Origin of the sequence: Labilibacter marinus (assembly GCF_001659685.2) — a bacterium.
Lineage (GTDB): Bacteria > Bacteroidota > Bacteroidia > Bacteroidales > Marinilabiliaceae > Saccharicrinis > Saccharicrinis marinus.
Map to the genome: position 1 here is coordinate 189,365 of NZ_LXYE02000001.1, position 21,254 is coordinate 210,618.

Here is a 21,254-nt window from a genome sequence, read left to right on the forward strand (position 1 = left end):
ACATTTTATTATAAAGGTAAGGTAATGATAACGGTAGTGCCTTGGTTCATTTGCGAGCTAAAACTTAAACTACCTTTATGTTCTGATATAAACTGGTTGGTTAATGACAGTCCAAGCCCTGTGCCTTGTCCAGGGTCTTTGGTGGTAAAGAATGGTTCCATAATTCGGTTTTTAATATGCTCCTCAATACCAACTCCATTATCCGTTATATGTACTTCTAGTTTGCCATCATTTTGTAGGGTAGTAATCTCAATTTTTCCTTTTTCAGGAATAGCATGTACGGCATTGCTTAGTATATTTAAAAAGGCCTGATGTAGTTTACCAGAGTTACCTTTAAGTATATCTGTTGCGTGGTAGTTTTTAATAATATCAACTTTTTCTTTGCTTAAGTTATTGAGCATAAGTAAGCAGTTGTCAATTATTTCGTGAATATCACATTGCTCATCAAAAGAATCGTTGGTTCGGCTAAACTGATTTAAACTAGAAACAATTTTTACTACGCGCGAAACACCCTCTTTTATCACCTTGATATAATATTTAGATTCATCAGACACCAGTATGTTGTTGTCGTTTAGGTGATTCTCAAAACCAGAAACGCCAGAATGAATAAAGTTGATGGGGTTATTAATTTCGTGTGCAACCCCAGCTGCCAGCATACCTATAGAAGCCATTTTTTCGGACTGTACGGCCTTGCCTTTTACCTCAGCCAACTTATTTAGCGTTTTTTCAAGCTCCTCGTTCTTCCTCGAAATTTCTTTGGTTCTTTCTTTAACCATTCTCGAAAGGCGCTTTTTTTGCTTTTCTAATGATCTAACTCTGAAAGAATAAATGCTATATACGATTAATAAGATAAGGCTAATAAATAGCATGATAGCCCAATACCTGTTCCACCAAGGTTTTTCAATTAAAATATATAAAGCACGGCTTTGCTTGTTCCAGTATCCCTCCGAATCGAGCGCTTGCGCCATAAATACATACTTGCCAGGTTTAAGGTTAGAGTAGTTAACAGATCGCTGTCGCCCCACATAAACCCAATCACTCTCAAGCCCTTCTAGCTTTACCCTAAAAGAGTTTTTTGTAGGCTCAGAATAGTCCAATAAAGCATAGTTAAGCGTAACGAAATTCTGGTTGTATTTTAAATGCAAGGTATCGAGTAAATGAGTTGCTTTATCTGTTTTATGTATTTCGTTAAAGATTTTTATCTCGGTAAAATGCAGTTTAAAGTGCGACTTTATTGGTTTTATATTTTTAGGATAAAAACTATTAAAGCCATTAATACCACCCACTATAATTTCTCCATCATGGGCTTTATGTGCTGCACCCCAAAAAAAGTGATTATCCTGCAATCCATCTGTAATATCATAGTTAATAATATTCTGATTTTGAAGGTTAATTTCAGATAAACCATGATCGGTGCTTAGCCACAGGGTATTGTTGTCGCCTGGTAAAATGCCAAAAATAATATTACTCCAAAGACCAGATGAAATATCGTAATGCTGCAGCGAATCGGCTTTTATATGATATTGGTATAGTCCATATCCAAAAGTACCAATCCACAGGGTGGAATCATTTTGTTGATAGAGAGAGATAACGTGGTTCATATTAGCCCACTCGTCAGAATTTTTATCCTTAAGTCGGTGCGCCTTGTATTTTAAAGGTTCTTCCGATAATATTTCAATATAATTTAAACCTCCGGTCCAAGTGCCAGCCCAAAAATTCCCTTTTTTATCTTGAATAAAAGCCTGCGATTGAAAAGAATTAGCACTAACCGAGTTGTCATTAAAAGGATCGTGTTTGATTGCTTGAACTGATTGATTGTTTGGATTATATCTATTAATCCCATTTTCTGTGGCTAACCATAGTGTGCCATTAGGGTCTTCGTGTATGGCCTGAATCCTATTGTCTATGAGTGAGATGTTAGATTTAAAGGAATTTGTGATCTCGGTATACTTACCCGTTTTAGGATTAAATTGAAGCAGACCATTATCCCAATCGCCAATCCAGAAATAATCTTCAAATCGTGATTCCCTGATATTGGATATTTGCTTAGCAACCTCTCGACCTTGTTTATTTTTATAATAAGGGTAGGTACGATATTTATTGTCTTTAGGGGAATACTTCACCATCCCTTTATCAATCAGTCCTATCCAGATATTACCATCGCTATCCTTGAATAAGGAGCGTGTAATTCCCATGGGTAAGGTATTTGTTTTAGTAATGTCGTGCTGGTAGACTTTAAATTGGGTTCGCTTAATTAACTTATCTACACCTGCTTCATTACCAATCCATAATATTCCCTTCGAATCAAGAAATAATTTTCTGATACGATGATCGGTTAATGATTTCTTTTTAGAAAGATTTTGCTGGAAATTATCGCTGACTTGCTTTGAAAAAAGGTAGGTAGAAATACCATATTCCGTTCCTACCCATAATTCTTCATCCTTATTCACAACAACGGAATAAATTAAATCAGAAATCAATTGTTTATTTACAATGTCTGCAGAATGGTCTTTAAAAGTTTTTTCTTTGGGGTTGTATGCTAGCACTCCGTTGCCATAGGTTGCTATCCAAACTATTCCATTTTTATCTTCGGTAGCGGATAATACTAGACTAAGTGGAGTTTCCTTTTTATTTATAACGGTTGCCGAGATATTGGTTCTATCACCATTTTTATCAAAAATATAAATGCCATATCGGTCAGTGCCCACATAAACATTTCCGTTTGAATCCTGAAAAAGCATGCGAATGGTGCAGCTTCCTTTAGTAGCTAACAGCTCTTTTGTAATGATAGGGATATGCTTAAGTGTATGCGATTTTCGGTCGTAAATAGCCAGCTGGTTATCTTCCATACCAATCCAAAGTAAACCATTGTCATCCAACAAAAGGCTCCATACATTATTGTTGTTGAGACTTAGCTTATGATCTTCAGATGTTTTGAAGCACGAAAACTGATCCGTTTCAAGATTCAGGATATTTAAACCTCCGTTCTGCGTTCCAATATACATGATATTAGAAATGGAGTCATATAATAATGTGCGAATGGTTTGACTGGATAATGAGTTGGGCTCCGTTTCCGACTGACGGTATATTTTCACCTTTTGCCCATCGTAACGATAGAGTCCTTCAACCGTACCAAACCAAATAAAACCTTGCTCATCTTCCGCAATGCCAAAGGTGGATGGAATATTCATTCCAACGTCGTCGGTTATTTTAGAAATGCGCACGTCATACTCCTGTGCATTGGTTAATAAAGCAACCAAAATAAAACAGAATATAACGAGTGCCCGCATATATGTAAGGTTTAAATGAGCAATTGGGATTAAGATAGTAATTTAGGAAAAAACAGATACAAAGTAAATTTTTATGATATAAATTACTTGTGTATTAATGCATATCACATTTTAACAGAAAACTATACTCCAATTAATATAAATTTAAAGCATCAAGAAAAAAAAGAGGAGCTAGGTTTAGCGAATTAAATAGATCAGTCTAACTTATTTAATAAGGACTAATAAAAAGGTTTTATTTAGTTTGGAAGGATACACCCTTGTATTTTTTCATACTTTAAGCGTTGAAGTATTGATTTTATATAACTACCCCTCTTTATTTAGATAGAATATGTATTTGTTGGTGTAACTTGTTTTAACAGTATTTTATATTTTTTATTACACATAAGATATACATTCGCGGCATAAACAATTTATACTATTAAAATGAGACCTATTCAGTTTATAGTAGCCACACTGCTATTATCATTGACATTAGCTTGTAACACTACGAGTAAAAAAGAAAACACCAAGCATAAAGAACATTCAGGAACGGAATTAGCCCATTGGGGTTATGAAGGTGAAGAAGGGCCTGAGGAATGGGATAAGTTATGTCCAGCATATTCAGATTGTAGAGGGCATCATCAATCCCCAATTGATATTTCATCTGATTTATCTACGACAAGCAATATCGAAATCCATCAAAATTACAGTTATGTGTCGGGTGTTGACTTTGTTAATAATGGTCATTCAATTCAGGTAAATTTTAATAAAGGTCAGGAAAATAAAATCAATATTGAAGGGAAAGATTTTGTGTTAAAACAGTTTCACTTCCATTTTCCGAGCGAACATACAATTGATGGTAAAGAATTAGCTGGGGAAGCTCATTTTGTACATGTGTCTGAAGATGGTCATATATCTGTATTAGGTGTATTTATAGAGGAAGGCGAACCCAACGAGTTTATCGAGAAACTAACACATCATATTCCTACAGAAGTAGGCAAAAAAACAATAGTTACGGAATCTATTTGTGCACAAAGTGCTTTTTCGGAGCATGATGAGTTTTATATTTATGAAGGTTCCTTAACCACACCTCCATGTACAGAGGGTGTGCATTGGTTTGTTAGAAAAACGCATATACAAGCTACGCATGAGCAATTAGAAGCGTTGCACAAAGTTATGCCAAAACATAACAATAGACCTGTGCAGCCTATCAACGACAGAAAGATTGGAGAACTGGCAGACCTGTAGTTTCCATTCATAAAAATAAGCGTTAAAGCAATATGTAGGTTGTGTTCATTAAGTGAGTACAACCTTTTTTGTTTGCAGAATAAGGTATTATTCTGCAGATATTATTTTACTCCAATAACTTTAAGCTCTCTAAAGCAGCAGCATCTTCTGGATTATAAAGCAGTACCTTGTTGTATAGTACTTTTGCTTCACGAAATTTTTTAAGATGATAATTGGTGTGAGCCAACATGATAAGCGCATCGTAACCAAAAGGGAATAAATCTACTACCTTGCTATATAATTTAGCCGCTCTATCGTATTCTCCTGCATAAAAATAAACTGTTCCTAATTGGTATAGAGCTTGCGTATTATTGGGTGCAGCCGTTAAAATTTCATTATATAAGTAAATGACCTTCTGCATATTCCCTAAAGCATATTCAGGGTAAATGAGTCCAAATTTGGCCTCGATAGAAAATGGTTTTAAATCAATGGCTTTTTTATAGTATTTCTGCGATTCCGTGTGATTAGCTGCTGAATAATACAACCATCCTAAACGTAGATTGCACTCATACGAATCCTCTACATAAGCCTTTATTAATGGTTCAATAGCGGCATCCCATTTTTCAAAAGCTTCTTTCTCATAGCTCGTCTTAAAGGCTTCTCTAAGCTTTTCGTAATTGGCACTTTGTGCAATTGCTGAGTTAGTAAGTAAAATCAGAAATGCTACAGCAAATAGTCTTTTTAAAGTTTCCATATCAGGCCTCCTGTAAAAGTTAGTGTGTTATATGAAATTCCGTTTGTTTTATTTAATGGGTCTTCCGTTTGTACCAAATAGGATACATTGGTATTGCTTGTTACTCCTAGGGTAAAAGATAACTTATCGTTTTTAGTTAGGAATATATTATTGATGCTAAATGTGTTTTTGTTGGATTCCAGACTATTGTACAGAGCTCCAGTACTAAAGTCGTAAAAATTATTGTATTCTGGTAATATAACGCTGGCTTCTGCCCACCAATAATTCGATATTTTAAAACCTATGGTATTTTTAACGATAATATCAATGTTTTGGTGCTTTGTTACTTGCTGTTGTTGCCAATAGGTATCTAACGAATAGTATAAGTTAAGGTTAGCTTTTGGGTACCAAGTAAAATGTCCACCTATTTGAATGTTTTTTACATCGTTAAGTGTTCCTACCAAAGATGATGTTCCAAGGCTTACTTTGTTTAACTCATACTGGGCTTTTAAGCTATATAGTGAGGTGTTAAATTTTAGATTTTTGTATGTCGTGGGGATGTATATTTTGATGTGATGAAATCCCGGAGTAACGGTAAAACCAGTAAAAGGTGTTATCTGCATATTTAAACCATAAGTCCATTGGTGTAAGGCTTGGTCATTAAGCACGTATGGAGTACCTCCATTAATTATATAATTGTATTCATTTTTATATAGATAATCCAGCGAGTGATTTACAATAACAGATTTGCCCATACGATGCGATAAAAAGCTATGGGTATTATGAAAGTAATTGGTGGTTTTTTGAATGGCATCTATTGATAAATTAGCATTGCTATTATGTGTAAAGTCCACATCGTTGTTTGAGCCCGAATACGAGTATATTATTCCACCAGCTAAAACCGACTGTTGATATTTTGCTTTCAAATCAGGTAATTTTTGGCCCGATATTTTTGAGGAGAATTTTAAAGCATCATTAGCTCTACCTGCATATGCATAACACTGCATTAAAAAATATTGCGCGTTGGCATCATTCGCGTTAAAATTAAGTGCTTTTATATAATGAGGAATAGCTAACCTATACTGACCTTTACTATAATAGGCATAAGCAATACGCATACGTAAATAAAAGTAATCAATGCCGCTTGAAACGGCTCGCTGTCCGCTTTGTATTAAGGCATCCCAGTCGCCTGTCATATACTGGGCGTATGTAGTACTGTCGGTGCTTGAATATGTACTTTGCGTTTGAGCCTGCGATGGCATCCATAACAACATCAAAAAGATAGCTCCAATGCTTATTCGCTTTATAGTGTGTGGGATACGTAATTTTTTCATTGTATTGGGGCTTGTCGCTTTGTTGAGTGGGTTTAATTAATGATTCTCTTTAAACTGATTATTTGATCAGACTGATGTATCATAAAACTTTCTAAACCTTGATGATTAATTATTATGGGGTAATTATATTCTTGAATGGTTTTTCCTAAAAAGGTATTGGTTCGTTTTGCACTGAGTTCAATTCTAGAAGGAGAAAATAAGTCGTCTATATGATCATAACGCAAGGTGTATTTCGCGCTGATTAATTGTATAAACGGACTGATAAAATCGTGCAACCACAAATACTTTTTAGGGATGGAATGATTTAAAGGAATAGAGTCTTTAAGCTGATGATTAGCATAAAAACACTTCTGCACTTTAAAAGCTCCCATGTAAAAATGATGTAGGATAGAGCCTTTTTTTCCTTCGAAATGTGTAAAGTAAAACAGGTGCTCGTTGGATACAAAGTAGGCTTTCGATTTACTATGCTTACATTCTAAATATGTTTCGTTATTGGGCGTAAGGTTAACATCCCAGTTTAACTGGCTTATTGTATTATTGATGTTTAATTCAAACTTAAGCTGTTGCCCGGGTATAAATCGAAAGGCATTTTCTATTAGAGCGCTGCTTTCAGAATTGGAGATGATATCGCCTTCTTTAGGATAGGTATAATCCTCTAAACTCAATTCTTTTTCTTGATGATGAAGAAAACTACTGATGGGATGATTTAAAGTTTGAGAACCCACATATGGATACGATTGCAACTGAAAATGAATATGTGGATACGGAGAACGACCAGAGTTTCCACATTTGCCAACGACCTGACCAAAGGAAACCGCATCACCTTTTTTAACCGTAATGCTGTCTTTTTTTAGATGGCTTATTTTAGAATATACATATTCGTTGTGTTTGATGATGACCGAGTTTCCCCAGTTATTTTCAAGGTTTACCTCGCCAATATTATTGTCTTCAATATAATCAATAACCTCTTCTACTACGCCTTTTTCACAAGCTATTACTGGCTTGTTATAGCAATAATAATCCTCTAAAAAATTACCATCCGTTTTAAACTGTTTATCCTGATTGTCGGTAATAACAAAATCCCAGGCGTGTTGGTAATTATTTTGGTGCGTATAACTACCATTGTGTCCTTGCGAAACTTTCCATTGACCGCGAAACGGTAGTTTGATGGCCAGATAATTAAGAAAGTTATATCGTTTAAGGTTATTAATGTGTGTGTATAAATTTACCTCAGGTGCATTGTGTTGATAATAAGCTTCTGCCAGTTTGGGTGAATAACTCATCCTAAATTTAAGGATGTATAAAAACATCAATACAATTACATTAAAAGGCAAGGAATAAATAGCCAGATTAAATTTTAAGAATACTGTGCTGAAACTAATGGATAGGATTGCAACCAAGGGTACCAAAACACCGACACTGAGGTAAGATCGAGGAGAAGGAATTAAAAAGAAACCTCCAATGGCAATGGCTGTGAGTATATAATTAAAACCAATATAGCTGTATTCCAGTAAAGTGATATCGGCATTAATGCCTTGGTAAAAGGAGTAGGCAATAAAAAAACCGATGAGCGATAAAGAAAATGCGATGCGACTATAAAGGAGCAAGCCAATGGATAGAATTAATCCCGCGAGTACGTTATATTGAAATAAGATAGCACTCAAGGAAATGAAATATACTTTTAAAAAGGCGGGTATTTCGGCCATGTTAAAATACTCGTAAACCTGCACTAAAGAGTGTCCGCCAATCACATAAAGCTCGTTCATGGTGTAAATGCCTCTTTCGCTGATGCCCAAAGCTTCAAAGTGTTTGGTGGCTAAAGTAAAGGTCCATATACCCAATAAAAACGGGATGCTTAAAAACGGAATATTGTATTTACCAATAACGCCTTGTAGTGTAACCGAAATAAACAAAGTTAGTATGGCTGCTAGAATAACGATAAAAACCAGATATCCGCTAAAGCCATAATACATGCCTAAACCCAAACCAACCAATAAGCTATTAAATCCATACAAACCTTGAGCTACCGTTTGCTTATTTAGGTTTAGCAGAAAACCACTGATGGAGGTTGTAACAACCGCAAGTAAACCCACCATACCTGTGTAAAAATCAATAAACGTTACCAGAAATATTAAGGCCGCAAAGGGTTTGTAGGTAGAGAAGAAAATTTGCGAATAGCTGTTGAATAAGCTATCCACAAATAACCTGAAGTTTTCTGATTGAGTATGTTGCTTTATGCTTGATATCATCTTTCGAATATAGATAAAACCTTGTATATCCTAATGTTTTTAACCCTTGATAGGAGTTTTATAAATTGAAATCTTTTAAATGCTCAGGTGTTCTGTCCAATGCATTCATAGTTTCATGGTTTTCATTTTCACGAACGACATGGGTATTGCCATCTAAATCTATCATTACAATCTTAGGTCTGTAAGTGATAAACTGCATCCATTGCGTCATATTATAAGCACCAATCCTGCTAATCACTACATGCTTTCCTTTTTCTACTTCGGGGAATTTAATAGCCTCTCTAATCACATCAATATTCATACATAAAGGACCATAAATAATGGTGTCCTCCATATGTGATGAGGAAAGTTGAGCAGGCGCAATTTGATGTTCGTACCAAAACGAAGTAAATAACATATTCACCCCAATATTAATGACTAAGGAACGTCTGCCATCGGGTAATCTTTTGTTAGCTAAAGCAGAGCCAATGAGGCTACCCGCATCATCAATTAAAGCACGACCTGTTTCTAAAATAAGTAGAGGCATGTGCTCGTACTGAATATCAGACTGCTCCAAGGCATTGGTAATGGCTTCGGCATAATCATCAAAAGTAGGGCAGGTATCGCTACCTGGTAAGTAAGCTCCTTTCAGCGTATTTTTGGATGCAAAACCTCCACCTAAATCAATATACTTGATGTTGTGGTTGTACTTGTGTTGAATACGAACAGCTAACTGAGATAGTTTGGTGGCCGCTACACCGTATGCATTAGCATCCATAATATAAGTGCCAATATGCGTGTGCAAGCCTACTAATTCAAAACCATCGTCTACCATAATTTTATTCAGGATAGCCCAAGCCTCTCCATTTTCAAGGTTGAAACCAAAACGTACCCACTTAGGATAAATACCCGTATCCATATTAACGCGAATGGCAACTTTGGCTTTTTTGCCTATTTTTTTAGTGATGAGTTTGATATCATAAAATTCATCTTGATGGTCGATGTGAATAAGCGACTCATTTTTGATGGCTAAGGTTAAATCATCAATACTTTTATCGGGACCATTAAAAATAATTTTGTTTCCAGGTACTCCATTGGCAATGGCCTTTTCGTATTCAAATCCTGAAACAACCTCAGCCCAAGAACCCTCTTGATGATAAATATTACAAACTGCATTGAGGTAGTTGGTTTTATACGACCAAGCAAATTGTACTTTATCATATCTGGTTTTAAATGCATTAACAGCATTGTTGTAGGTGTTACGAATGGTTTTTTCGGATAAAACATAGAGTGGCGAACCATATTCTTCAACCAAATCCGTTACTGATACTTTATCAATTTCAGTAATAGGTTGAATGGTAGAGCTCATTCCAAATTTATCTGGCACTCCTGCACTTATTTTATTGATGATGGGTTTTTCGTATGCTAATTTTTTCATGATAATCTGTTTTTAGCTGTTTCTTGCTTACTACTCTCTGTTTCTTGTATGTTTTTCGTTCTTCCTGTTATGAATAATCATTCAGGGGTACTTATTTTTTATTTCAGATCCTACAGGACGGCTCCAGATCTAACAGGACAAGCTCAAGTTAATACAGGACGGCTTCAAGTTCATCAGGACTAGGAAAAGATCTTACAGGAAGACTCCAAGTCCATCAGGACAAACTCCGGACTCTACAGGACGGGGCAAAGGTTCCACAGGACGTCTCCAAGTTGATCAGGACAGACTGAAAGTTATACAGGAACTTAACATTCTGTTCCTTTCTCCCTTTTCCCTTTTTATAGTTTCCCTTGAATAGATATCTTTTCAAAGTCGGACAGGTTACCTATTAAATCGTATGAATAACGGATAAACATTTTACCTACCTCGTAATCTGTCATTGGTTCTACATTTTTACCAAGAGCGAGCAGAGTTAGAGCTTCAGGTATGTTCTGGCCTGCACCAACCGAAAGATACACCCATGCAGGAATACGAGGATTTATCTCAATTAAGTAATACTCGTTTTTATCGGTTCGGATAATTTCGAGCTCCATACCGCCTTTCCACTTACTTTGTTTTATGAGGCGGTGAGTTATTTTCAGCAACACTTCGTCACCTAGTGTAACACCGCTCCATGCCTTCCCTTTGTCTGTGATGTATTGTTTTCGCATGGGAACTGCAGCCACCGTATTACCTTCTCCATCACCCAAGGCAACCACATTTACTTCGGTACCTTTTACAAACTCCTGAATAATGATAGGTAATCCCCATTGAGCACTTACTTTATTAAAGGCTGCCATTACTTGGTCTGGATTATGAGCCACATAAGCATCATAAAATTTTCCCTTAACAAGCACTGGGTAGCTAAACTCATCTTCAATTCTTCGTATTTCATTATAAGATGTAATACTTATGCTTTTCGGAACCTTGATATCATATTTTTGGCCATATGTTACCAAGTTGCCTTTGTTTCGTTCTTCAAGTTGAGCCAGCGAAGGCAAATAGGTTTTTATACCATTTACATCCAGTATTTTTTGCGCTTTAATAAAGGTGTGTAACTCAGCATCTAAGTTTGGGATGATTAAATCAATGGGATCCTCATGATGAATTTGTAGCAGTCGAGTCATATAGGTTTCCATACCCATTGAAGGATAGGGCATCATATATGTTTTGTCCACCATATCATTCATATAAATGCCTGGTTCCAAATTTTCGTAAGCTAAACCAATAATACGCGCATCAATTAATTCAGAGTCTCTGATTCCTCTAATGACAGGTATTCCAGGCCCTGGATTATCCGTATTGTTTAAACCAGTAACCGCTATGGTTAATTTAATTTTATCAGCCATAACTATTCTGTTTTATCTAGGTTATAATGAACTAACATTTGTAAAAAATCATCCAAATGTTTACTAAAAGTAATTTCATCCACCTCATATTTTGCAAATATATATTCCTTTATCTCGTCCTCGGTTTTATCTAACTTGAGTAATTGTAATATTTCCTTGGCTATAGGGTTTAACGAAAAAGATTCTCCCGTTTGCGCATCAAAAACAAAGCCTGATTCGCTAATAGATATATTGTTTTTTAGTTTCATAGGATATGAAGTAATATGAGTTACTGATTTTCTTTATTCAAATGTATATAGATATGCTAGGCTTGACAAAACTATTCAACAAACCAGCGTATTCTTTCAACGAAATGAATCAATGGCTTGGACTTAGATTCATATCATCTCCAAAGGTTTAATGCGTAAATAAATTATCAGTTATATATTTTTATAATGTTGTAGTAAAGGTTTGTTAATAAGCGTTTTTATTAGCTATTCATGGTTTATGTGATATTCAATTAATCCTTGCATAGGAGAGGCAGTTACCTGTCCTAATTGCAAAGAATGTTGTTGAATAGCCTTACTTAATGGTTGTTTGAAATAAAAAGCAATACTGCCTGTAAAGTGAATGGGTAACTCAGCGTATCGCGAGTACTGAAGCAGGTTTCTATTAATAAAATCGTTAAAGGATTGAGAAACGATGGCTTCTATCTCAGGATGATGAATTTGTTGAATCATAAACTGAGAGAATTGAGCTAGATACCTGTTGGGGAACGGTTCTTTATAAACCGCATTCATTATATCTTGTGGGGTGAGTTTATAGGTTTCATAAAACAATTGTTGTATTTCAGAGGGTAATTGGTTCTTTAGTAAATCTGCCATTAATAATTTACCCAATACGGCTCCACTTCCTTCATCTCCTAATATATATCCAAGGGGAGATACGTTCTCTATTATCTCTTTTCCATTGTAATAGCAAGAGTTTGAGCCAGTACCCAATATACACGCAATTCCAGGTTTATCCTGACAAAGAGAATGAGCTGCACCAAGTAAATCGCTATTTACCTGTATATCTGCACCATTAAAAAAAGAAGATAATGCTTCCTTAACGATGTTATTTTGCTCCTCATTAGCACAACCAGCTCCATAAAAATATACATTATCAATGTTGTCTTTTATTAGGGAATAGTCACTTTTAAGCGATATAATAATATCCTCAACACTTTGATAAAATGGATTGATTCCTTTTGTAAAACACGTTTGAGAAGGGTGTTTACTTTCGATCAGTTGCCATTCTGTTTTTGTGGATCCGCTATCGGCAATTAGTATCATACACAAATGTAAAAAATAAATGAAAGGAGCAGAGGTGTTGTTCTATAAAAAGGAAGGATAGTTCATTATAAAACCTCTAAAAATATTAGTTTTATGCTTTCAATATAATTGTTTATGAGGTTTATAATTATTACTGTTTTTTTGAGTTGCGTCCTTTCTATTCAAGGAGAAAAAAAGACCTATCCCAAAAGAGAAATGCGTGCCATGTGGATTGCTACTGTAGCTAATATTGATTGGCCATCGAAGCCTGGATTAGCCGTGGATATGCAAAAGAATGAGATGGTTGAATTACTGGACGTAGCGAAAGATTATAACCTCAATACCATTGTTTTTCAGATACGACCTGCGTCAGATGCTTTTTTTCAATCAGAGTTAGAACCTTGGTCGCAATGGTTAACCGGGGAGCAAGGATTGGCACCTGAGCCAGATTACGACCCGTTGCAGTTCACCATTGATGAATGCAGAAAAAGAGGCTTAGATGTGCATGTTTGGTTAAATCCATATAGGGCAGTATTTGATACCGTTAGATGCTCCGTGGCTGATGATCACCCAATAAAAACTAACCCAGAGTGGTTTGTAACCTATGGCAGCACTGCTTATTTTAATCCTGGATTACCAGAAACCAGAAATCATGTTTCGTCTGTAGTGGCAGATATCATTAGACGTTACTCGGTGGATGCGATACATTTTGACGACTATTTTTATCCGTATAAAATTGCAGGAAGAGAGTTTCCTGATCAGGAAGCTTTTGAAGAACATTCGCGTGGATTTTTGCCGGAGGAAAAGGATGATTGGCGACGTGATAATGTGGATTTAATTATCCAGCAATTGCACGACAGCATCAAAGCTATCAATCCAAGTGTTGAGTTTGGTATTTCTCCATTTGGCGTTTGGCGCAATAAATCTAAGGATCCTCAGGGTTCCGCCACTAAAGCGGGAGTGACCAATTACGACGATTTATATGCGGATATATTAAAATGGCAAAAGGCTGGTTGGATAGATTATGTAACGCCTCAAATTTATTGGCATATAGGGAAAACAGTGGCCGATTTTAAAATCATAAGTGAATGGTGGAACGATAATGCTTATGATTGTCCCGTTTATACAGGGCATGGTTTATACCGATTAAATGAAACAGCCAAAGCGGAGCAGTGGAGGAGTTCGGAGGAAATTAGCAGGCAAGTGGCTTTAGGAAGAGAACTTCCATCTATTGCGGGTAGTATGTTTTATAGCGCTAAGTGGTTAAAGAAAAATCCATTGGGCCTTAAAGATAATTTAAAAGAGGAGCTATATTTTCATTCTGCTTTGCCTCCTGTAAATCATAGGGTAAAGCCTATGTTGCCTAGTCAACCTCAGCAAGCATCTTGTGAGGTCAAAAATAAAACAGTTGAACTTAGCTGGGAACACGGTACGAACAACGATTATTTTGTGGTATATAAAACCAAAAAACGGAAAGGTTTTACAACAGCTAATGTGGAGGACATTATTTATATAGGTGGTAAGCTAGGCCTAAAGGCGAAATTATCGCGAAAGAACAAGCCTAGAAAATATAATTATTTTGTAACAGGAATTAGCCGAACCAACCACGAATCAAATTTTTCAGTTTGCGAATAAAGAAAGAATAAACAAAAAGAGTCTACCTAAAAAAATAGATAGACTCTCATATATTATTTAGAAAGCGAAGATTAGTTTTCGCCTAAAAATCTTTCAGCATCAATGGCAGCTTTACAACCAGAACCTGCAGCAGTAACTGCTTGGCGGTATTGGTTATCCATTACATCACCACATGCATATACACCTTCAACGTTTGTTTTAGAAGTGTTTTCAAAGGTTTTAATATAACCCACTTCGTCCGTATCAATATATTCCTTGAAAATATCTGAGTTAGGCGTATGTCCAATAGCTAAAAAGAAACCATCAATAGCTACTTGTACTTCTTCCTCGTTGGCCTCTCCTTTATTTTTGTATAAAGTCATGCCTTCAACAACACCATCACCGGTTAATCCTTTAGTTTGGTGTTTCCAAAGAACCTCAATTTTTTCGTTTTCGAATACTCTATCTTGCATTACTTTAGAAGCTCGTAACTCATCTCTACGAACTACCAGGTATACTTTTTCTGCTAAGCCAGCTAAATATAAAGCCTCTTCACAAGCCGTATCTCCACCACCAACTACACCAACTTTTTTACCTCTGTAAAAGAAACCATCACATGTTGCACAAGCAGAAACTCCTGAACCAGCATACTTTTGCTCGTCCTCAAGTCCTAAATATTTAGCAGTTGCGCCAGTTGCAATAATTACACTTTCAGCCTCAATTATTTTGTTTCCATCAACGGTTACTTTAAATGGACGTTCAGAAAAATCGGCAGCGCTAGCATATCCAAAACGAATATCAGCTCCAAAACGCTCTGCTTGCTTCTTTAAATCTTCCATCATAGCAGGACCAGTTGTTCCATCAGAATAACCAGGGAAATTTTCCACTTCGGTAGTGGTTGTTAGCTGTCCACCAGGCTGCATTCCTTCGTACAACACAGGGCTTAAGTTAGCTCTTGAAGCATAGATTGCTGCAGTATATCCAGCAGGACCCGAACCAATGATTAATACTTTAACTTTTTCTGTATCTGAAACTTCGTTTGAAGAATTATCGGTAGCACCTAAATTCTCCATTTTCTCGAATAATGCCATATTTATATATTATTTTTTATTATTACTCATTTATATATTTACATTTCTATATCTCAAATTTAATGCCTTTTTAATATTATTCAAAAAAACTAAATTTTGTCAGTATAAACACTGACAAAAGTACAACAATCTAATTTTTAAGGTAGAACAATTATTGTTGTGTCAACTGCTAAACCAGCAATTACTCCAATGCCATTATCTACATTACTGAATAAATTGATAGGTTCAAACACTGGATAATCCCTATAGAATTCCTCTTCTATTTTAGTACGGATAAATTTATAATATTCAGGACTTAAGTTATATAAGTGGATATGGAGTTCTTGGTTTAATGTTCCAGAATCATCGGTTAAATACTCAAAAGGAACCAATAGCTTTACTTTATAAGTTTGTCCGTTAAACAGGTAATCAGAAAAAGTACCCTCGTAATCTATGTTATTAATTAAGGCTGTCTCATCTTCACGTATTAAAAATACTTTGTCCTCTTTAATGTATGATATAGTTTCAAATTCGTTTAACTCGGGCGTAGATGTTGAAGTAGCTTTGTAATCAACTCTTATCTGATAATAGTTTTTTATAATAATCGGATCGTTTAACTCTATAATGCACCTTAACATTTTCTCTTCTATACCTTCTTGGTTGATATAGAATGTACTTACCGTATCAATACTTTCTATGTTAATGGCCTCAGGTGCTATTGTTGTTCCTTTTACAACACCGCCATCTACTAGATTATAAGTGAGTTCTATTTTATTATTTGTACTAATAGGAGAAATAGGAATATTGACCCAATCTTCACCTTCCGGATAATTACCACTTGCAACTAATTTATCGTCTATCTTAATACTATAGTTCATATCAGGTAATACTTCCGAATTATCGGTTGATAATATATTAGCGGATAAGCTAGCATGTATCTTTAGAGTACTATCTGGCATAGGAAAGGCATACATCACCACTTGTGGTTTTTCATTTTGCAACTGATAACTTAATTGCTTTTCGCAACTCATGACAACAAGCAATAGCACCAACGTAATTATTAATTTACAAGAAGAAATTAATAGCAGTGATTTATGAAGTTTATATTTAATAAGTGCACCCATTTAAAACTTTAAAGTATAGCGAATGTAGGGTAGAGGAACAGGAAAAATACTTAATTGTTTTAAAGACCTATTTACCTCACCTGTATCTTCATTTAGTTCATCGGCAAAATATACCGAAAAGGCATTCTGTTGACCATAAGCATTGTATAAACCAACACTCCAGGTTCTTTCTCCAAGTTTAATTTCTTTTTTAAAGTTAGCACCAATATCTAACCTATGAAATTTTGGCATTCTATAGTTATTAACATTGCCTACATATTCAGAATATGAATCGTCAACCAGGTTGCCTTGCGATGGCAACGAAGGAGAATAAAACTTTTGTGTTGGCAATGTAACTGCGTTCCCTGTACCAAAGGACCAGGATAATGAGAAATCTACTTTTTCGTTGAGTCTATAATTACTATAAATATTAACACTATGTTTTCTATCGTTGGCAGATGGAAATTCGTTTCCGTCATTAATTAGCTCAAATCGTTGTCTTGATTTGGATAGAGCATATCCTATCCAGCCAGTTAAATCACCTGTTTTTTTATGAAGTAAAAACTCAATTCCTTTTGAATATCCATCTCCATAGGTGAGCTCCTCAGCAAAATCTGAAGAGTTACTATATAATGGCCGATTATAAATAGAAATAAGCAAATTCTTATATTTTTTATAGTAGGCCTCAACGCCAATTTCAAAACCGCGCTGCAACTGCCATTTTGCTCCTAGGGCATATTGGTCAGCATCTTGCGGTTTAATGTAATCGGTAACAGGAATCCATAAATCGGTAGGTAGAGAAACAGATGAGGATCCTAACAGGTGCATGTACTGTGTCATCTCAGAATAGGCTGCTTTTATCGCCACTCTTGGACTAATTAAATATCTGGCTGAAATTCGAGGTTGAAAGGACTGATATATATTATTATTGGTTTTATATAATGATGCATGTATTCCTGCATTGACTTTTAGTTTATCTGTAATTTCAAAATCATCCTCTATATAAGCAAACATCTCGTGACCATATATTATATCCCCTCCAAATGTGGAATCTAATACCGTGGTTGTATTCTGCGTTCGCCTTAAAATATCGGCTCCAGGGTTGAAATTATGATGCGTATATGATGCCCCAAATCTTATATGGTGTTTAGGGTTTAAAAAATAATCGAAATTAGTTTTTACCATGGCGTCGGATATTCCACTGTGGTATCTTTGTTCAAAATAACTCCACAAATTAGGCGTAATATCATGCTCCTCGTATCCAACAAAATAGGAGTAGTTGCTATAAGAAACAGATAGGTTAGAAAACAACTTATCGTTATATATGTAGTTCCACCGCAAGGAACCAACTATATTTCCCCAACCAGAATAACTTTGGTCGTTTACATCAATCATCTCATTTCCATCACTGGGTTGATCTGGATTGCGAACCTCATTATAGTTGTATTTGGTATAAAACTTATCTCTACCACCGTAAAAACTTAGGAAGAGTTTACTTTTGTCGGATAGTTTGTGTGCAATTTTTCCGTTGGCATCATAAAAATAAAATGCAGTACGCGAATTACTTTTTGATTGTATAGGCATGGCAAATAAATCGAAATAAGACCGTCGAGCCGACACACTAAAAGTGGTTTTATCCTTGATTAAAGGTCCATCCAGAGCAATCTTAGAAGACATCATACCAATACTGACTGTACCACTAATCTTTTCATTATTACCATCCTTCATTCGTATATCAATCACCGAAGAAAGTCGTCCTCCATACCTTGCTGGAAATCCACCTTTGGTAACAGATATATTATTTAAGGCATCTGCATTAAAAACAGAGAAAAAGCCAAATAGGTGAGAAATGTTATAAACAGGAACATCGTCCAGTAAGTATAAGTTTTGGTCTACACCACCGCCTCGTACATGAAGTCCGCTGATTCCCTCGTTTCCACTATTTATACCCGGTAGTAATTGAAGTGTTTTAATAACATCAACCTCTCCTAGAAAGGAAGGGAATTTTTGTATTTGATCAACAGGTACATTGATGGTGCTCGTACGGGTTGTATTGATACCTTCCTGAGCAATATATCCGAGTATGGGCACTTCTTTTATATGCGAATTATAGAGCAGATCAAAATTAATAGTGGTATCCTTATCCAATATAAAGGCATGCTGAATAGGCAAATATCCAACAAAAGAACAAGAAAGCAGAGTTCGCCCTGCTGGCAGTGTTAAACTGTAAAACCCAAAATTATTAGAAGTAGTTCCTTCCCACTTTAAAGCATCATAAACCGATGAACCAATGAGTATCTCGTCACTATCAATATTTTTTACAAATCCGCTGATTACAAACTTAGGAGCAGAGGTCTTTTGTTTGGGCAAAATGATGATTTTCTTTTTACGTTCCTCTAACTGAACATCGCAAGCAGAAAAAATTTCATTCAATAATCCTCGAAGAGTATTTTGCTGGGAAGAAAGATGAATTGATTCGCTAATGCACACCTTGTTACTATAGCTAAAGGCAATACCTGTTTCATTTTCAATAGCATCCAGTAATTCAACAGTTGATCCATGCTGAATATTAATATAGACTTCCTTATTTAATATAGATTGCGCACCTAACCCCGTAGAATATAAAAAAAGGGTAAGGAACAATATGGTGGTTATATATGCGTAACGGGATGTTTTCATTAACTCGAACAATCCCGTAAAAGTATATATTTTTAATCAGAGACAGTTAATGTATAACCTTCAAATGTAATTTTTTTGCTAAAGTGTATTTCTAGTTCTTCAATAATTTCCTGAAGGCTTTGATTATTAAAGCTTGTGGTTACCTTAGTGCTTAAATCTTTAGTGTTTATTTTAACAATCTTAACTTCTTCAAAGTTATTTTGTAACTCTTTGCATATATCGGCTATACTAGCTTGCTTAAACTTAAGGCTTTTACTATACCAGTAAATATCATTTAAAGTCTCTGCTTTTTCTTCGTTTAATACTCCATCGTTCACCCAAGCACGTTCACCAGCAGTTAAATCCACTTTAATGTTATTGTTTTTAACGGCTACTTTACCAGAGATCACAGAAACAAGAATGTCTGACTGTTTTTCTTCGATGTTAAACTTTGTTCCCAGCACGCTAACTGTTGTTGATTGTACTTCAACACTAAAAGGAGTGGTGTTATGAAATACTTCGAAAAAAGCTTCTCCTTGTAATTTTACATTACGCTCACTGGCCGAAGCAAGATTTTTAGGATATATAATTTTACTATCCTTATTGATTGTTACTTTTGATCCATCAGGAAGTTCAATTGTTTGGACGGAACTTTTCATTTCAGAGGCAGTAAGACGGCCAAATCCAGGAACATTCCAATAAACTAATCCGCTTAAAGAAATAAATATAATAGGAACAAGAATTGCTGCTATTTTTCTGGCAGATATAAAGAAAGTATTGGCATGTTTAACGGGCTTTTTTAATTCCTCAATTTTATGGCACACGTTTTCCCAATCTTTACTTACATCAATCTGGTTAAATACTGCTATCGACTCAGATTTATTCCATGCAACCACCATTTGATCAAACTTATCCTGATTGTCATTACTAAGTAATTTCCAATCATTAAGCTCTTTCATTTCCTTTTCTGTGATATCTTCACATAAAAAGGCCACGATGATTTCGTCAATATTTTTATAATTCTCTTCCACGCTTCTCTCCGTTCTCAATTAAAACTCTTCAGTTTTTTAATGAAAATGCATCATCCCAAAAATATTCTCCACAGATTCTTCCTCGGCAGTTACCAATTCTTCTGAAGGTTCAATTTGAGTTTCATTTTCATTAACATTAATCATTTCTGCGATAAGTTGTAATAGAAATTCCATATTTTCGGTGTTTCGGTTATGTTTTGTTATAATGAGACAATCAGTTTTAACTATACACGTAAAAAAAAATAAAGAAAAAATTATTTATTTAATGTGTTAGCTAAATAGAGTGGAGTTATATAAAAAGATAAAGAATGCAATGCCACAAGTAACGAGGTGGTTAGCTAGTTTTGAGCGTAGCTTCTTTAAAGCATTACTAATTTGAGTTTCTACGGTTCTTTTGGAGATATTTAACTCCTCTGCAATGTCTCCATTTGATTTACCTTCGAAACGACTCATTTCAAAAATCTTCTGACATTGCTTTGGTAAAGTGTTAATTATCCCATATATCTTATTTTCGAACTCTGTCTGCTCCATTAAATCTTTAAAATCTTGATGTTGATTTTTTTTCTCCTCAAATATATTGGAGTGATGGCCTCGTATAACTTGTTCTCGTTTTAAGTAGTTTAAACAACGATTACGAACAGACTGGTATAAATGAGCTTTTAAGGAAGTGTGTATTTCAATAGAAGTTCGTTTCTCATAAAAATTGACGATAACCTCTTGAACGATATCTCTGGATTGATCCAAATCGTAAACCATTTTAGAGGCAAATACCACTAATTGCTGGTAGTACAGCATAAAAATTTCCTTAAATGCAGATTCCTCACCTAAGGATAATTTATGTAATAGATCTTTATCGTTCATTATTTGCT

16 protein-coding genes are annotated in these 21,254 nt (G+C 35.3%); 2 read left to right on the plus strand and 14 right to left on the minus strand.

Annotated features, from left to right (window positions below):
- Nucleotides 1-8: 8 nt before the first annotated feature.
- Nucleotides 9-3,290 carry a sensor histidine kinase gene (locus A8L32_RS00750; RefSeq protein ID WP_075589789.1) on the minus strand — a complete coding sequence of 1,094 codons (3,282 nt, stop codon included), beginning with the start codon at nt 3,288-3,290 and terminating at the stop codon, nt 9-11.
- 423 nt (nt 3,291-3,713) lie between these two features.
- Here A8L32_RS00750 and A8L32_RS00755 point away from each other — a divergent pair, with 423 nt between their 5' ends.
- Entirely contained in the window at nt 3,714-4,517 is an 804-nt protein-coding gene (locus A8L32_RS00755) for a carbonic anhydrase (protein WP_075589790.1), read from the plus strand.
- 106 nt (nt 4,518-4,623) lie between these two features.
- Here A8L32_RS00755 and A8L32_RS00760 read toward each other — a convergent pair whose 3' ends face one another.
- The 7 genes from A8L32_RS00760 to A8L32_RS00790 form a co-directional block, all read right to left on the minus strand.
- Nucleotides 4,624-5,250, minus strand: a complete 627-nt coding sequence (locus A8L32_RS00760) for a tetratricopeptide repeat protein (RefSeq protein ID WP_083631120.1) — start codon at nt 5,248-5,250, stop codon at nt 4,624-4,626.
- On the minus strand, nt 5,238-6,563 hold the full coding sequence (locus A8L32_RS00765) for a tetratricopeptide repeat protein (RefSeq protein ID WP_075589791.1): 1,326 nt from the start codon (nt 6,561-6,563) through the stop codon (nt 5,238-5,240). The genes A8L32_RS00760 and A8L32_RS00765 overlap by 13 nt, the downstream gene beginning before the upstream one ends.
- Before the next feature lie 32 nt (nt 6,564-6,595).
- Nucleotides 6,596-8,812 carry an urea transporter gene (locus tag A8L32_RS00770; RefSeq protein WP_075589792.1) on the minus strand — a complete coding sequence of 739 codons (2,217 nt, stop codon included), beginning with the start codon at nt 8,810-8,812 and terminating at the stop codon, nt 6,596-6,598.
- 58 nt (nt 8,813-8,870) lie between these two features.
- Nucleotides 8,871-10,229, minus strand: coding sequence for a type III PLP-dependent enzyme domain-containing protein (locus A8L32_RS00775; RefSeq protein WP_075589793.1), 1,359 nt, complete (start codon nt 10,227-10,229; stop codon nt 8,871-8,873).
- Between the two features lie 338 nt (nt 10,230-10,567).
- Nucleotides 10,568-11,617 carry an ATP-grasp domain-containing protein gene (locus tag A8L32_RS00780; RefSeq protein ID WP_075589794.1) on the minus strand — a complete coding sequence of 350 codons (1,050 nt, stop codon included), beginning with the start codon at nt 11,615-11,617 and terminating at the stop codon, nt 10,568-10,570.
- Between the two features lie 2 nt (nt 11,618-11,619).
- Nucleotides 11,620-11,865 (minus strand): PqqD family protein, encoded by a 246-nt coding sequence (locus tag A8L32_RS00785; RefSeq protein WP_075589795.1) that lies wholly within the window; start codon nt 11,863-11,865, stop codon nt 11,620-11,622.
- 225 nt (nt 11,866-12,090) lie between these two features.
- The gene (locus A8L32_RS00790) at nt 12,091-12,930 is read right to left on the minus strand and encodes an ATPase (protein ID WP_075589796.1); all 840 of its coding nucleotides are present in this window, start codon (nt 12,928-12,930) and stop codon (nt 12,091-12,093) included.
- 114 nt (nt 12,931-13,044) lie between these two features.
- Between A8L32_RS00790 and A8L32_RS00795 the strand changes: the two genes are divergently transcribed.
- Complete coding sequence (locus tag A8L32_RS00795) at nt 13,045-14,544, plus strand: glycoside hydrolase family 10 protein (protein WP_075589797.1); 1,500 nt, start codon at nt 13,045-13,047, stop codon at nt 14,542-14,544.
- A 71-nt stretch (nt 14,545-14,615) separates the two neighbouring features.
- On the opposite strand, the gene trxB is transcribed toward A8L32_RS00795, so the two are convergent.
- The 6 genes from trxB to A8L32_RS00820 all read right to left on the minus strand — a co-directional run bounded on the left by trxB (nt 14,616) and on the right by A8L32_RS00820 (nt 21,246).
- Nucleotides 14,616-15,614 (minus strand): thioredoxin-disulfide reductase, encoded by a 999-nt coding sequence (gene trxB, locus A8L32_RS00800; protein ID WP_083631121.1) that lies wholly within the window; start codon nt 15,612-15,614, stop codon nt 14,616-14,618.
- Between the two features lie 137 nt (nt 15,615-15,751).
- Complete coding sequence (locus tag A8L32_RS00805) at nt 15,752-16,624, minus strand: DUF4249 family protein (RefSeq protein ID WP_158027184.1); 873 nt, start codon at nt 16,622-16,624, stop codon at nt 15,752-15,754.
- 93 nt (nt 16,625-16,717) lie between these two features.
- Nucleotides 16,718-19,375 (minus strand): TonB-dependent receptor, encoded by a 2,658-nt coding sequence (locus A8L32_RS00810; RefSeq protein ID WP_075589799.1) that lies wholly within the window; start codon nt 19,373-19,375, stop codon nt 16,718-16,720.
- Nucleotides 19,376-19,407: 32 nt separating this feature from the next.
- On the minus strand, nt 19,408-20,403 hold the full coding sequence (locus A8L32_RS00815; protein WP_143524973.1) for a FecR family protein: 996 nt from the start codon (nt 20,401-20,403) through the stop codon (nt 19,408-19,410).
- 18 nt (nt 20,404-20,421) lie between these two features.
- Nucleotides 20,422-20,559 (minus strand): hypothetical protein, encoded by a 138-nt coding sequence (locus A8L32_RS23475; RefSeq protein ID WP_158027185.1) that lies wholly within the window; start codon nt 20,557-20,559, stop codon nt 20,422-20,424.
- A 96-nt stretch (nt 20,560-20,655) separates the two neighbouring features.
- Entirely contained in the window at nt 20,656-21,246 is a 591-nt protein-coding gene (locus A8L32_RS00820) for an RNA polymerase sigma-70 factor (protein WP_075589801.1), read from the minus strand.
- Between the last annotated feature and the right edge of the window lie 8 nt (nt 21,247-21,254).

Bases quoted from the DNA above. Each gene is read 5' to 3' on its own strand.
- A8L32_RS00805 (WP_158027184.1), bottom strand. From the start codon at position 16,624: ATGAGTTGCGAAAAGCAATTAAGTTATCAGTTGCAAAATGAAAAACCA.
- A8L32_RS00775 (WP_075589793.1), bottom strand. From the start codon at position 10,229: ATGAAAAAATTAGCATACGAAAAACCCATCATCAATAAAATAAGTGCA.
- A8L32_RS00760 (WP_083631120.1), bottom strand. From the start codon at position 5,250: ATGGAAACTTTAAAAAGACTATTTGCTGTAGCATTTCTGATTTTACTT.
- A8L32_RS23475 (WP_158027185.1), bottom strand. From the start codon at position 20,559: ATGGAATTTCTATTACAACTTATCGCAGAAATGATTAATGTTAATGAA.
- A8L32_RS00770 (WP_075589792.1), bottom strand. From the start codon at position 8,812: ATGATATCAAGCATAAAGCAACATACTCAATCAGAAAACTTCAGGTTA.
- A8L32_RS00780 (WP_075589794.1), bottom strand. From the start codon at position 11,617: ATGGCTGATAAAATTAAATTAACCATAGCGGTTACTGGTTTAAACAAT.
- A8L32_RS00820 (WP_075589801.1), bottom strand. From the start codon at position 21,246: ATGAACGATAAAGATCTATTACATAAATTATCCTTAGGTGAGGAATCT.
- A8L32_RS00785 (WP_075589795.1), bottom strand. From the start codon at position 11,865: ATGAAACTAAAAAACAATATATCTATTAGCGAATCAGGCTTTGTTTTT.
- A8L32_RS00765 (WP_075589791.1), bottom strand. From the start codon at position 6,563: ATGAAAAAATTACGTATCCCACACACTATAAAGCGAATAAGCATTGGA.
- A8L32_RS00810 (WP_075589799.1), bottom strand. From the start codon at position 19,375: ATGAAAACATCCCGTTACGCATATATAACCACCATATTGTTCCTTACC.
- trxB (WP_083631121.1), bottom strand. From the start codon at position 15,614: ATGGCATTATTCGAGAAAATGGAGAATTTAGGTGCTACCGATAATTCT.
- A8L32_RS00750 (WP_075589789.1), bottom strand. From the start codon at position 3,290: ATGCGGGCACTCGTTATATTCTGTTTTATTTTGGTTGCTTTATTAACC.
- A8L32_RS00795 (WP_075589797.1), top strand. From the start codon at position 13,045: ATGAGGTTTATAATTATTACTGTTTTTTTGAGTTGCGTCCTTTCTATT.
- A8L32_RS00755 (WP_075589790.1), top strand. From the start codon at position 3,714: ATGAGACCTATTCAGTTTATAGTAGCCACACTGCTATTATCATTGACA.
- A8L32_RS00790 (WP_075589796.1), bottom strand. From the start codon at position 12,930: ATGATACTAATTGCCGATAGCGGATCCACAAAAACAGAATGGCAACTG.